At 35.1% G+C, this 13,155-nt stretch carries 13 protein-coding genes and 2 pseudogenes; 10 read left to right on the top strand and 5 right to left on the bottom strand.

Annotated elements, in window-relative coordinates; genetic code table 11:
• Positions 1-106: 106 nt before the first annotated feature.
• The 4 genes from ACUN0F_RS23335 to ACUN0F_RS23320 all read left to right on the top strand — a co-directional run bounded on the left by ACUN0F_RS23335 (position 107) and on the right by ACUN0F_RS23320 (position 3,488).
• Complete coding sequence (locus tag ACUN0F_RS23335; RefSeq protein WP_000617581.1) at positions 107-604, top strand: GNAT family N-acetyltransferase; 498 nt, start codon at positions 107-109, stop codon at positions 602-604.
• Positions 605-615: 11 nt separating this feature from the next.
• Positions 616-1,356 carry a M15 family metallopeptidase gene (locus ACUN0F_RS23330; protein WP_264461303.1) on the top strand — a complete coding sequence of 247 codons (741 nt, stop codon included), beginning with the start codon at positions 616-618 and terminating at the stop codon, positions 1,354-1,356.
• 23 nt (positions 1,357-1,379) lie between these two features.
• The gene (locus ACUN0F_RS23325) at positions 1,380-1,826 is read left to right on the top strand and encodes an NUDIX hydrolase (RefSeq protein ID WP_445540266.1); all 447 of its coding nucleotides are present in this window, start codon (positions 1,380-1,382) and stop codon (positions 1,824-1,826) included.
• 186 nt (positions 1,827-2,012) lie between these two features.
• Positions 2,013-3,488 (top strand): amidase family protein, encoded by a 1,476-nt coding sequence (locus tag ACUN0F_RS23320; protein WP_046954941.1) that lies wholly within the window; start codon positions 2,013-2,015, stop codon positions 3,486-3,488.
• A gap of 45 nt (positions 3,489-3,533) precedes the next feature.
• Here the strand turns inward: ACUN0F_RS23320 and ACUN0F_RS23315 are convergent, their stop codons facing one another.
• Positions 3,534-4,751, bottom strand: coding sequence for an MFS transporter (locus tag ACUN0F_RS23315; protein WP_264461306.1), 1,218 nt, complete (start codon positions 4,749-4,751; stop codon positions 3,534-3,536).
• 275 nt (positions 4,752-5,026) lie between these two features.
• On the opposite strand from ACUN0F_RS23315, the gene ACUN0F_RS23310 reads away from it, so the two are divergent.
• From ACUN0F_RS23310 to ACUN0F_RS23295, 4 genes are all read left to right on the top strand, one after another.
• Entirely contained in the window at positions 5,027-5,455 is a 429-nt protein-coding gene (locus tag ACUN0F_RS23310; protein WP_000741968.1) for an NfeD family protein, read from the top strand.
• 2 nt (positions 5,456-5,457) lie between these two features.
• Positions 5,458-6,429, top strand: a complete 972-nt coding sequence (locus tag ACUN0F_RS23305) for an SPFH domain-containing protein (protein WP_088063126.1) — start codon at positions 5,458-5,460, stop codon at positions 6,427-6,429.
• A gap of 264 nt (positions 6,430-6,693) precedes the next feature.
• The gene (locus ACUN0F_RS23300) at positions 6,694-7,284 is read left to right on the top strand and encodes a histidine phosphatase family protein (RefSeq protein WP_046954937.1); all 591 of its coding nucleotides are present in this window, start codon (positions 6,694-6,696) and stop codon (positions 7,282-7,284) included.
• 6 nt (positions 7,285-7,290) lie between these two features.
• On the top strand, positions 7,291-8,067 hold the full coding sequence (locus tag ACUN0F_RS23295; protein ID WP_264461307.1) for a Cof-type HAD-IIB family hydrolase: 777 nt from the start codon (positions 7,291-7,293) through the stop codon (positions 8,065-8,067).
• Positions 8,068-8,074: 7 nt separating this feature from the next.
• Here the strand turns inward: ACUN0F_RS23295 and ACUN0F_RS23290 are convergent, their stop codons facing one another.
• Complete coding sequence (locus ACUN0F_RS23290; RefSeq protein ID WP_046954935.1) at positions 8,075-8,536, bottom strand: DinB family protein; 462 nt, start codon at positions 8,534-8,536, stop codon at positions 8,075-8,077.
• A 171-nt stretch (positions 8,537-8,707) separates the two neighbouring features.
• On the opposite strand from ACUN0F_RS23290, the gene alr reads away from it, so the two are divergent.
• Positions 8,708-9,883: an alanine racemase gene (gene alr, locus ACUN0F_RS23285; RefSeq protein WP_445540265.1), complete on the top strand. Its 1,176-nt coding sequence runs from the start codon at positions 8,708-8,710 to the stop codon at positions 9,881-9,883.
• Positions 9,884-9,903: 20 nt separating this feature from the next.
• On the opposite strand, the pseudogene ACUN0F_RS23280 reads toward alr, so the two are convergent.
• Positions 9,904-10,278, bottom strand: a pseudogene (locus ACUN0F_RS23280) (class I SAM-dependent methyltransferase); the annotation flags it as partial.
• 243 nt (positions 10,279-10,521) lie between these two features.
• Between ACUN0F_RS23280 and ACUN0F_RS23275 the strand changes: the two are divergent.
• Positions 10,522-11,634, top strand: coding sequence for an RNA-guided endonuclease TnpB family protein (locus ACUN0F_RS23275; RefSeq protein WP_445540264.1), 1,113 nt, complete (start codon positions 10,522-10,524; stop codon positions 11,632-11,634).
• 343 nt (positions 11,635-11,977) lie between these two features.
• Here ACUN0F_RS23275 and ACUN0F_RS23270 read toward each other — a convergent pair.
• Positions 11,978-12,274 (bottom strand): annotated as a pseudogene (locus tag ACUN0F_RS23270) (class I SAM-dependent methyltransferase); the annotation flags it as partial.
• Positions 12,267-13,154: a GNAT family N-acetyltransferase gene (locus tag ACUN0F_RS23265; protein ID WP_046959230.1), complete on the bottom strand. Its 888-nt coding sequence runs from the start codon at positions 13,152-13,154 to the stop codon at positions 12,267-12,269. The gene ACUN0F_RS23265 and the pseudogene ACUN0F_RS23270, both read right to left, overlap by 8 nt.
• Position 13,155: the final 1 nt, after the last annotated feature.

The raw sequence follows: 13,155 nt of genomic DNA, 5'->3' as shown, positions 1-13,155 counted from the left end.
AATTTGTCAAATTATACTGGGAGATTTACAAAGGGATTTTCGGAAAATTAGAGAAAATCTTTTTACAAGGAAAACTTTTTATTATAAAACTGGTAGGGTGATAAAAGTGATTAGGGAGATCAAAATAGAAGATGCAGCACCATTTTTGCAATTAAGTAAGCAACTAGATGAAGAAACGAAATTTATGCTATATGAACCAGGAGAAAGAAAATTTACAGCCGAGCAACAAGAACAAATGATTCATCGCTTTATAGAAAATGAATATGCAACAATATTCGTAGCAGTTGAAGAAGAAAGTATAGTAGGGTTTATTTTAGTGAATGGAAATCATATTCAAAGAAAAAGACATGTAGCAAGTATTGTAATTGGTATTTTGCAAGAGTATAGCGGGCGAGGTATTGGAACGAGATTGTTTAAAGAGGCTGAGAAGTGGGCAAGATTACATGATGTATGGCGTTTAGAATTAACGGTAATGGCCCACAATACAAGAGCTCAGGCACTATATAAAAAAGTTGGATTTGAGAAAGAAGGTGTCAAAAGAGCAGCTCTTATTATCGGTGGAGAGAACATCGATGAGTATGAAATGGCCAAATTATTAAACTAAGAGGTCGTTATATGAAAAAAAGATGGATACTACTTGGTATCGTAGCGATGATACTCATTGTTGGAGTAGCAGGAATCAATTATAAAATGTATAAGGATAAGCAGGCGCGCGAGGTAAATGTGAATAACATATTTCCGAAAGCGAAAGAAACGATTGCCAATATGGATGGTGATATTGCGGTAATTAGTAATCCGAATTCGATGCTTGTGCTTGTGAATAAAAGTAGACGTTTACCAGATGGATACAGACCGTCAGATTTAGTTATTCCGAAAGTGCGCTACTCAAGTGAAGGTGATCAAGAAAAGAAAAAAATGAGGAAAGAAGCAGCAGGGGCGCTAGAGGAAATGTTTCAGCAAGCTGATAAGGAGCATATTTTCTTATTTGCAGTATCGGGATTTAGATCTTTTGATCGACAAAAGGCATTAAATACGATGTATAAAAAGCAAGATGGAGAAGTAAAAACAGCGATGTCGAGTGCGGTTCCTGGTACGAGTGAACATCAAACAGGGCTTGCTATGGATATTACATCTCAAGCTGCTAAGTTTCAGTTAGAGACAGTTTTTGGTGAAACGAAAGAAGGGCATTGGCTTTCTGAAAATGCTCATAAATTTGGGTTTGTCATTCGATATACAAAAGAGAAAGAATCGCTTACGGGCTATCGATATGAACCATGGCACGTAAGGTATGTGGGGAACCCACAAGCTACATATTTATATGAAAATCAACTGACGCTTGAAGAAGTAACGCAGTGAACAATTGAGGGGAGAGAAGGATTATGACGGTGTTATATAAGAAAAAAGTACACGCATATGTGACAAGAGAAAAAGAAGGAGTTATGCAACTGCTTGTTTTTAAACATCGTGATAAACCTGAAGCTGGTATACAAGTACCAGGGGGAACAGTTGACGAAGGGGAAACGTTAGAAGCAGCAATTTTACGTGAAGTACAAGAAGAGTCTGGATTACGTCATTTATGCATAGAAAGATTCCTAGCCGATTACATCATACTTGTGAAAGAGCAAAAGGAATATCAAAAGCGCCATTTTTTCCACGTAACTTTACTAACAGATGTAAAAGATGATTGGGAACATATTGTAAGTGCCGGTGAGGAAGATCAAGGATTAGTATTTTGCTACGAATGGATTGATATTGCAAAATGCCCTGCATTAGCTGGGAAACAAGGTGAGTTTTTACATTTGTTAGATGAGGTATATGTAAAGTAATAAAAGAGTCTGAAGCGGAAATTTAATCGTTTCAGACTTTTTTTATTTTTCAGGAAATAAAAGGTTTTTACATTGGTAAGTTGAATTCTTTGAAAGGGATTGTAGTTGTATATGCGAGGAGCGGAGAAAATGAAAAAGTAATAGATACACGTTATCAATAAAAGCTTTTAAAGAAGGAGAATGAAGATGGAGATTCAGTTCAATGCTCGATTACAAAAAGAATTAACAATTCATGATATACAAGTAGCGATGGAAGCTGGGCAATTAACTTCAAAAGAATTAGTTATGTATTATCTTCATAGAATTGCGAAATATGATCAAGAAGGACCAAAAATCAATTCTATTTTAGAAATCAATCCAGACGCTATTTTTATTGCAGAAGCGTTAGATTATGAAAGAAAGACAAAAGGTGGACGGGGACCATTACATGGTATACCTGTTTTACTTAAGGACAATATTGAAACGAATGACTCTATGCATACAAGTGCAGGTACGATTGCCCTGGAACAAAATATTAGTAGTGAAGATGCATTTCTTGTTACGAAACTACGAGAAGCAGGAGCAGTGATAATAGGAAAAACAAATATGACAGAATTAGCAAATGGAATGTCTTTTGACATGTGGGCTGGATATAGTGCAAGAGGTGGGCAAACAATAAATCCATACGGTACAGGTGAGGATGATATGTTTGTTGGAGGCTCAAGTACAGGGTCTGCGATAGCAGTTGCCGCTAATTTTACAGTAGTATCTGTTGGAACGGAAACAGATGGTTCTATATTGAGTCCAGCTGTTCAAAACTCTGTAGTAGGTATTAAACCGACTGTTGGTCTAATTAGTCGTAGGGGAATTATTCCGCTTACTTATTCACAGGATACAGCGGGACCATTTGCTAGAACGGTAACAGATGCGGCTATTTTGCTAGGGAGTTTAACTGGGTTAGACGAGAAGGATGTAGCTACTCATAAAAGTGAAGGTAAAGCAGAACATGATTATACAAAGTATCTTGATGACAATGGTTTAAATGGAGCAAAGATTGGTGTATATAGCAATGCACCAAAAGATTATTATGAAACTGGTGAGTATGATGAAAAATTGTTTAAGGAAACGATTGAAGTATTGCGTAGTGAGGGAGCGACAGTAGTAGAAGATATTGATATTCCATCTTTTCATAGGGAATGGAGTTGGGGAGTATCGCTATATGAACTAAAGCATAGTCTAGATAACTATCTTTCTAAATTACCTTCAACTATTCCGGTACATTCTATTTCGGAATTAATGGAGTTTAATAAAAACATAGCAGAAAGAGCTTTGAAATATGGACAAACTAAATTAGAAATAAGAAAAGATTTTCCTAATACGTTAAGAAATCCTGAATACTTAAACGCAAGATTAGCAGATATATATTTTTCTCAAGAACAAGGTATTGATTTTGCGTTGGAAAAATATAATCTTGATGCGATACTGTTCCCGTCTTATATAGGTTCTACTATAAGTGCGAAAGCAGGTTATCCGTCTATAGCGATACCTGCGGGATACATGGATAACGGCAGACCGTTTGGAATTACGCTTGCAAGCACTGCTTTTTCTGAGGGAACTTTGATTAAACTAGCATACGCTTTTGAACAAGCGACAAAGCATCGGAAAATCCCTAACTTATCATGAATAAAATAAATAGGACAGGGATTCCTGTCCTATTTATTTTGTTAATTAGAGTGAAATATTTTTCTGCTCTGTCTTATCATATTTTAATAAGTTAAAGGAGAAACAAGCAGAGCATAATATAAGGATTGAAGCGAGAATATAAATCGTACGAACACCGAACAAATCGGTAATAATTCCAACGCTAAGCATAGAAAGACCAGAAGCTGTCGAGATGAGAGCGCCATGAGCTGTATACATTTTTGATAATAAAGTAGGGGGAACACTAGATTGTAACACTGTTGTTTGAGAAATATCTCTAATTTGATAACATGGCCCCATTAGAACGCATAGAAAAAGCGCAATAAACCCGCTACTTGTCATACCATATAAAAATGTAAGAATACTAAACATAAGAGAGCCTATCGCCATGGAGCGTATTAAATTGTTTTGAATGTATGTACTCATTTTCCATGCTAATATCCCGCCAATTAACGTCCCAACATAATAACTTGTATTAATATATCCCCACCATTCTTCTCCTTTATGAAGAACAGTCGTTACATAAGCCATCGTAATAGCGCCGATCCATATCGTCCCTGCGAAAGTTTCAATTAAGTCCATACATGTAACGATACGGAGAGAAGGGTTTTGAAATAAGAGTTTCCAACCTTCCAGTAAAGCAGCGCCTTTTGAAGAAGAAGGTTCAATTACTCGTTCAGTATGTATGGAACGTAATGAAAGGTGTAGTGCAACACACCCCAAAATCATCAAAATGTTATTCATCATGAGTGTAGAAGTGGCGCCGATAAGAAGAACTATAACACTTGTAAATGAATAAGCAGCGGCTTGCGCAATTTGTGTGGAAAAGGAAAAAATACTATTTACTTTTACTAAATTTTCTTGTGGTGTAAGGCGCGGTAGAATACCATAAAGTAATGGAGCGCTCCAGCCACTACATAATGAAATGAAAAAAATGAAAATGAATAGTGCTACAATGTTTGTGGACAGGGATGGGAATAATATCATTAATAAAAATAATAGAGCAGTTTTTGTCCATTGTAGTGTGAAAAGTAAGGAATAAGATGAAAAACGATTCATTATAAGTGGTGCAGATGTATTTGCTATAAGAGTAGTTATGACTTGGAGTAATGGAAACAGAGCAGTTAATGTAGCTGATTTCGTTGTGATATACATATGAGTTGTAATAATCATGATGTATACGATGTCAGCGAGAGTAATGCATATTTTAGAGCCTAAATAGTAAATTAGTGAACGATTTTGCAACAAGCACACCACCTTCCTAAAAAATAATATTTTAGTAGTTAAAATAATTATAAATTGAAAATTAAATTTTCGAAAGAATTTCATTTTTTGTCGCTTTTTGAAAGGGATTTTCATGTATAATGAAGAATATATTAATATAGTATTTTATTAATACTTTTTATAACAGTGAATATGTACAATAGCTTGTAGTAAATGCCCCGGTACAAGAAAGGGCGGATAAACCATTCTTTTCTTCATATACATATAGAAAATGAGAAAGAAAGTGAGGGTTGCATATGGCTGCTTGGGTAATTTGGTTTATAATAGCTGGTATTTTATTTATTGCGGAACTGTTGTCGATTACGTTTTATATGCTTTGGCTTGGAATTGGAGCTGTTGTCGGAGGTCTAATTGCTTTGTTTGCCCCTGAAGCACTACTGTTACAAGTTGTTGCTGGTGCGATTGTAAGTTTAACATTGACTTTCTTTACGAAAAGAATTTCAAAAAACTTTCGAGAAGCAAAAGGTTTTACTGATACAGTAGATTTGCTTGTCGGTAAAAAAGGTATTGTTATGCAAGCGATTACAAATGAAGTAAATGGTATTGTGAAGGTGGATGGAGATACTTGGACAGCTATTGCAGATGATCCAATTGATGTTGGAGAAAAAGTTATTGTTATAAAGAGGAATAGTACTATATTACAAGTTAAAAAGGAGAGTGAATAAATATGGCAGTAGCATTAACATTAACGATTATTTTAGCACTAATTGTTGTTACATTTATCGCATTAACAATTAAAATTATTCCACAGCAAAAAGTTGGGGTCGTTGAAAGATTTGGTAAGTTTCAGCGTGTTATGCAGCCAGGGTTAAATTTATTAATACCAATTGTAGATCGAGTTCGTGTATATCACGACTTACGTATTCAACAAACGAATGTACCACCGCAAAAGGTAATTACGAAAGATAACGTACAAGTAGAAATAGATACAATTATTTTCTATCAAATTGTTGAACCAGAACTTGCGACATATGGTATTTCGAACTATGAATACGGTGTTCGTAACATTACTTCTGCAACGATGCGTCAAATTATCGGTAACATGGAACTTGATGAAACATTATCTGGTCGTGAAAAAATTTCGACAGAAATTCGCTTAGCACTTGATGAAGCAACAGAAAAATGGGGCGTTCGCATTGAGCGTGTTGAAGTTGTTGATATTAATCCGCCAAAAGATGTGCAAGCATCGATGGAAAAACAAATGAAAGCAGAACGTAATAAACGTGCGATCATTTTAGAAGCTGAAGCTGCAAAACAAGATAAAGTTCTTCGTGCTGAAGGTGAAAAGCAAAGTAAAATCTTAATGGCTGAAGGTGATAAAGAAGCACGTATTCGAGAAGCTGAAGGTATAAAGGAAGCAAAAGAACTAGAAGCGCAAGGGGAAGCAAGAGCGATTGAGGAAATTGCAAAAGCAGAACAAAATCGAATTGAATTACTTCGTGCAGCAGATTTAGATGAACGCGTACTTGCTTATAAATCATTTGAATCATTGATTGAGGTTGCGAAAGGGCCAGCAAATAAAGTCTTTATTCCGTCTAATGCAATTGAAACACTTGGTACTCTTGGGGCCATTGGAGAAATCTTTAAAGAAAAACAAGCGAAGAAATTGCCTTCTTCAGATACACAAAAAGAACAATAAGAGTGAAAAAGAGAAATGGGGTGCCATTTCTCTTTTTATTTTTGAGTAGGATAAAAAATATTAGTCCTTTGCCATTATGGATAGGGCTTTTTTGTTTGTCACTTTTCAAAGAATTATAAGTTTAGAGTGTTTGGAATTGTTAAGTGGAATAACACGTTTACTAGACGGTTAAAAAACTGTCAAAGTAATATATTTTTGTTAAAGAAAATTTAAAATATGATATAATGGAATTTTGTGGATATTAAACAAGGGAGTGGGAAACAAGTGCAAATATTATTAATACGTCACGGTGAATCCGAAGCAGATATTTTACATGTACATGAAGGACGAGCTGACTTTGAATTAACAGAAAATGGAAGACGGCAAGTGCAAAGGCTTGTACAGAAAGTGAAAGCAGATTTTCCACCAGATTTCATTTGGGCAAGTACATTAAAGCGTGCTCGTGAAACGGGTGAAACGTTAGCTGAAGGAATTGGATGCCCAATTCAACTAGAAGAGGAATTAATGGAGTTTAATAACGGAGTGCAAGCAGGCTTATCTTTTGAAGAAGCAAAGAAATATCCAGAGCCAAAGTTTCTTCATGACCGTTTTGAAAATGGGGAATCATTTATTGAATTTAGAATGAGAATAGAAGGAATCTTTTCTAAAATCGTGACAGAGAATACTTATGAACGGATAGCAATCGTTGCACACGGTGGTGTAATAAATAGTCTATTACGTGCGTTTTTCAAAATGCCCATTTCAATGGACTATTATTTTAAAATGGGAGATACGGGAATAAGCTTAATTGAAATTGATGGCGAACAAAAAACGGTGCATTTCATTAATGATACGAATCATTTGGACGGGATGTAAAGACCCGTGTACAAAGTAGTGTTTTTTGATGTTGACGGTACGCTTTTAAGTGAGATTGATAGAAGTATGCACGAAAGTACAAAAGAAGCGATACAAAGATTAATAGATAAAGGAATTCACGTAGTTGTTACAACAGGGAGACCATATAGCTTATGTTCGCAATTTAAAGAGATGGGCATACATACAATTATTTCTGCAAATGGTGCACATATTAAGTGTGGGGAAACAGTTCTACATAAATCGGTACTTTCAAGTGAAATCGTTCATGATATCTCAGAGTTTGCAGAATTACATGGTCACGGCGTTTCTTATTTTACTGAGGGTTTTACAATGAACGGAATAGCCTCAGATAATGAGCGTGTAATGCAAGCGCTTAGCGAGACGTTAAATTTAGGGGAGTACCCTGAAAAAAGCAAGGATTTGTCTGAAGAAATCTATTGTTTATGTCTGTATGCGGATGAAATAGAATCTCAAAAATTTATTGAAAAATACCCAATGCTTACATTCGACCGTTTTCATGGTTATGTCATAAATGTATTGGAAGATAATAAAGTATCGAAGCTCACCGCAATTCAAAAAGTATTGGATCACTTAAACATTTGTAAATCAGAAGCAATTGCTTTTGGTGACGGTGGAAACGATATTGAGATGTTGCAGTATGTAGGATTAGGTATTGCGATGGGGAATGGCGGAGAAGTACTAAAAACAAAAGCTGATTTCGTTACAAAGAAGGCGAGTGAAGGTGGTATTTTATTTGCTTTAGAGAAGTTTCATGTCGTCTAACATACCTTTATTGGAATAAAGGTATGTTAGGATCTTTAATGTGCTCGCACAATAAAATATGAATTTGCCCACGATGATGATAAAAGTGGGCAACAATTTCAAGCAACCATTCAAAACGGGAATAAGAAATACCCCAATAAGCAGTCTTAATTTCCGCTAATTCTTCATTGGAATAGAATAAAAAAGTTTTAGAAAGTAAATCGTAGTCCTGTAGCATCGTTTTTTGCATTTGCGTAATTGTTTCGGGTGTTTGTTCTTTATAGAAAGTGTGTAGTTGTTTTTCCGTAACACCATTTAAAATGAGTAGATCTGCATGGCAAATAAGAGAAAGATGTGCACACATTTCAAATAGAGATCGCTTTGCGTGAATGGGCTGTATTTTTAAATCGGCTTCATTATATTGGTTAAGCATTTGAATAGAAGTATCAACAGCAACTTGTAGTTGATGCAATGCAGATTGTACAAACATTGTAATTCTCCTCTTCTCCGTATATAATAGTTTCTTAAGAGTATTATATCATACTCAAAATTCCGAAAATTCTAGTAGTTTGACTAGCATATTGAAAAGTATTATATTGTAAAAGGTCATATGAAACGTGAAATAGAATGGAATGCAATTATTGAGTTAGGAGTTAGACCAATGAGTTTGAAATATGGAAGAGATACAATTATTGAAGTTGACTTAAATGCAGTAAAACATAATGTAAAAGAATTTAAAAAACGTGTGAATGATGAAAATATTGCAATGATGGCTGCTGTAAAAGCAAATGGGTATGGTCACGGGGCGGTTGAAGTTGCGAAAGCTGCTATTGAAGTAGGAATAGATCAGCTTGCAGTTGCATTTGTAGATGAAGCGATAGAGTTAAGAGAAGCAGGAATTAACGTGCCGATTTTAATTTTAGGTTATACATCAGTAGCAGCTGCGGAAGAGGCAATTCAATATGACATTATGATGACTGTTTATAGAAGTGAAGATTTACAAGGTATAAATGAAATCGCAAACCGTCTTCAAAAGAAAGCGCAAATTCAAGTGAAAATTGATACAGGAATGAGTCGTATCGGTTTACAAGAAGAAGAGGTTAAACCATTTTTAGAAGAATTAAACCGTATGGAGTATGTAGAGGTAGTAGGAATGTTTACACATTACTCTACGGCAGATGAAATTGATAAATCATATACGAATATGCAAACAAGTTTATTTGAGAAAGCTGTCAATGCAGCAAAAGAATTAGGAATTCATATTCCATATATTCATAGTTCAAATAGTGCAGGTTCAATGGAGCTTAGCAATACATTTCAAAATATGGTCCGTGTAGGTATTGGAATATATGGAATGTATCCTTCAAAAGAGGTAGATCATGCAGTCGTTTCTTTACAGCCTGCGTTGTCGTTAAAATCAAAAGTAGCTCATATTAAACATGCGAAGAAGAATCGCGGTGTAAGTTATGGGAATACGTATGTAACGACTGGTGAAGAATGGATTGCAACTGTACCGATTGGTTATGCTGATGGCTATAATCGTCAGTTATCTAATAAAGGGCATGCATTAATAAATGGAGTTCGAGTACCTGTTATTGGCCGTGTTTGTATGGATCAACTTATGTTAGACGTTTCACAAGCAATGCCAGTACAAGTTGGGGACGAAGTAGTATTCTACGGTAAACAAGGCGAAGAAGAAATTGCGGTAGAAGAAGTAGCGGATATGTTAGGTACAATTAACTATGAAGTTACATGTATGTTAGACAGAAGAATCCCACGAGTTTATAAAGAAAATAATGAAACGACTGCTGTCGTAAATATACTAAGAAAAAACTGAATCGATATGATTCAGTTTTTTTATTTTTGACAAATGAAAAATGTTCTGTTTGTACCGTGTAATTGAATGTTCTTAAAACCTACAGATTCCAATGAAGAAATTATTTCTTCATTGGAATAACAAGCTTCCTCAAAAGAAAAGTCACTTCTTTTCCAATTATTATCTATGTCATGTTGAAATAGTATAAAGTTCATTTCTGCTTTTTTATTTTCGTTATCATATGTAGAATCAATTGTACATACATATTCTTCCGCTGAAATATGAAATGAAGCAATCCATTTTTCAAGAAAACCTTTCTCCATATTCATATCAAATACGAATGTACCTTCGCTATGTAATACGGAGTAAACATTATGAAAAACATTTTTTAATTCATCTAATTTTAACATATTATCCGAAAGAAGTCTCCTTCCTCAGGCGTGTGAAAGACGATAGTCTAGCGGCAGGTGGGAGATGAATTTCAGTTTGGCGTAGCCAAACATTTGTTTTTCCTATTTATTTCGCCTCTGATATAATCAGTCTTATAAGAGGGGAATTTTGGTATAACAATGAAAGTAGATAATAATCTTATAGTGTTCAGGTTGTGTGATCACCGTCATAGCTTATGGAAAATGAAGCGGAAAATGAGGTGAATGGATATGCCAAAGCAGAATAAGGCGTATAAATTTCGTCTGTACCCAACAGAAGAACAAGCACATCTCATACGAAAAACATTCGGGTGTGTACGTTTTGTGTATAACAAAATGTTAGCTGAACGAAAAGAAGTATATGAAAAATATAAAGAGAACAAGGAAGAACTAAAGAAAGAAAAATTCCCTACTCCTGCAAAATATAAGACAGAGTATGAATGGTTGAAAGAAGTTGATTCATTGGCATTGGCCAACGCGCAATTAAACTTGCAAACTGCTTATAAGAATTTTTTTAGTGGTCAAAGTGATTTTCCTACATTCAAAAGTAAAAAGAGTAGAAAATCCTATACAACGAATCGAGTAAACGGAAATATTATGTTATTTCATGGTTATATCAAATTACCAAAATTGAAAATGGTGAAACTGAAGCAACATAGAGAAATCCCGCCAAAACATATCATCAAATCGTGTACGATTTCGATGACACCTACTGGTAAGTATTACGTGTCTATTTTGACCGAATATGAAAAAGAAATCACTCCAAAAGAAGTAGAACGTGTAGTTGGATTAGACTTCGCAATGGCTGAATTGTACGTGAGTAGCGAAGATGAGAAAGCCAATTATCCTCGCTTTTATCGTCAGATGTTAGAGAAATTAGCGAAGGCACAACGAATATTAGCAAGACGTGTGAAAGGTTCAGAGCGCTGGAATAAACAACGCATTCGTGTAGCGAAATTGCATGAAAAGGTCGCCAATCAACGTAAAAATTTTCTTCATCATAAGTCTAAAGAATTAGCTACGAGTTTTGACGTTGTAGCAATCGAAGACTTACATATGAAAGGAATGTCACGAGCATTTAGATTTGGTAAGAGTGTAGCGGACAACGGTTGGAGGATGTTCACGACATTTTTAGCATATAAGCTACAAGAACAAGGAAAACAGCTTGTAAAAATAGATAAATGGTTTCCTTCTACAAAGATGTGTAGTAATTGTGGAAATAAAAAAGAAATGCCATTATGTGAACGCACGTATGCGTGTTTGTGTGGACTCACAATTGGCCGTGATTATAATGCAGCCATCAATATCAAAAAGGAAGCCATCCGCTTATTAGTTTTGGCATAAATAGTAATAAAATAACCTTTGGAACAAGGGAGTTAGCTCGGCTGTCCTAGGACAAATTCGTTAGCTATCAAAAGTAGCGATGAACCGAGAAGCCCCTACTTCAAGTAAGCTCGTAACAGGTACTAAGTGGTGGGTAGTTCACAATATGGTTTAAGCTATCGCCAGTAGAGATAACATAGTGAAATTGCTCATTTATCCCGCTTTAATGGGCAGTAAGACCACCACCTCAAAATTCAGCGAAAGCAAAGAAGTTAGGTGGGGGATCAACTGCCCATAAAAGTCCGATTGGTTCAACTAATAATCAGTGGGGGATGAAGCCCCCCCACTGATTAAAGTTTCACTTTATATTGAAATAACGAGCATCATCGACGATAAAGGTTGCGTCTGGCGCGTTTTGACGTGCGTATTCAATCATTTGGACAGAACCATCTATACCAGTTACTAAAAAAGTATTATCAATTAATTTCTTAGTAAGGTGACCAGTCCCGCAGCAAAGATCTAAAATATGAGAATGTGGTGGTGCATATTGTAAAACGAGTTTTTCCAAAAGTAGATAGGAGTGTTCAGCATAATGCCCCCAATGTTTATTATAAATGGATGCGAAAATATCATAATCAGAATAAATTAGTTTTTTACACATATGTATTCACCTCAAGATTCATTACATTATAATAGTCATGCTTCTTTTTCATTTCAAAACCACATTGTGTATATAGTTTTAAAGCGTGGTTATTTTTTGTTTCGACGTCTAATTCAATTGTTGAAATTCCTTTTGTAATAAGGGTATGTACCATATAACTAAGAATATCTTTTCCGTATCCTTTACCTTGATAAGAAGGATGAACAGCGAACCCTGATAGTGTAGTAGATTGTTCTTGCTCAGAAACTGTAATCGTTCCTATCACTTTTTCGTCGATAAGAGCACAGTAAACTTGATAGGAAGGGGAATTCATCATTTTTTGTAACCATGTAGCGGTATTTTTTGCTGAATCTCCAAAAGCTTTACTGGAAATTTCAATAAGATCAAGAAGTGACCCTGAAGATGCAAGAGTGAGCTGTATAGTATTCTTTGTTGATTTTTGCACTTCTTTTGCTTTGAACTCCATACTATATTCACTATATAAATAAGGTAACTTCATATGTCTTGCAAATTCTTTCCCAGAAGCAGAATCCCCATTCATAATAAGAAGAGCTTCATCTGCCTTTCGTATTCGTATTTCTTTCATTGCGGTTTGTAAAAGAGTAGTGCCTATATGTTGTTTCCTATAGTTCGGATGAACAAACCCTATTAACTCCAGTTTTGTCGGTCTTTCAAAATCATACATACTTAATGCACCGATTAATTGAGTATTATCATAAAATAGGAAATCATTTATCTCTTCATTAGTACGAGCACTTAAAAAGTTTATATGTAAATCTGATGAGTAATTAATTTGATCGTGTTGCCCACAAATATGAGCTAAATCTTTCATTCGCTGAATTTCGTTTGTTATTAAAGATTTCTTTTGTTCAATATTCATT

It is taken from the genome of Bacillus sp. 1A (genome assembly GCF_052682215.1).
The sequence above is the reverse complement of the archived record's forward strand: the minus strand, read 5'-3'. Positions and strand labels throughout refer to the sequence as shown.

Bases quoted from the DNA above. Each gene is read 5' to 3' on its own strand.
- ACUN0F_RS23330 (WP_264461303.1), top strand. From the start codon at position 616: ATGAAAAAAAGATGGATACTACTTGGTATCGTAGCGATGATACTCATT.
- ACUN0F_RS23325 (WP_445540266.1), top strand. From the start codon at position 1,380: ATGACGGTGTTATATAAGAAAAAAGTACACGCATATGTGACAAGAGAA.
- ACUN0F_RS23320 (WP_046954941.1), top strand. From the start codon at position 2,013: ATGGAGATTCAGTTCAATGCTCGATTACAAAAAGAATTAACAATTCAT.
- ACUN0F_RS23310 (WP_000741968.1), top strand. From the start codon at position 5,027: ATGGCTGCTTGGGTAATTTGGTTTATAATAGCTGGTATTTTATTTATT.
- ACUN0F_RS23305 (WP_088063126.1), top strand. From the start codon at position 5,458: ATGGCAGTAGCATTAACATTAACGATTATTTTAGCACTAATTGTTGTT.
- ACUN0F_RS23290 (WP_046954935.1), bottom strand. From the start codon at position 8,536: ATGTTTGTACAATCTGCATTGCATCAACTACAAGTTGCTGTTGATACT.
- alr (WP_445540265.1), top strand. From the start codon at position 8,708: ATGAGTTTGAAATATGGAAGAGATACAATTATTGAAGTTGACTTAAAT.
- ACUN0F_RS23275 (WP_445540264.1), top strand. From the start codon at position 10,522: ATGCCAAAGCAGAATAAGGCGTATAAATTTCGTCTGTACCCAACAGAA.
- ACUN0F_RS23265 (WP_046959230.1), bottom strand. From the start codon at position 13,154: ATGAATATTGAACAAAAGAAATCTTTAATAACAAACGAAATTCAGCGA.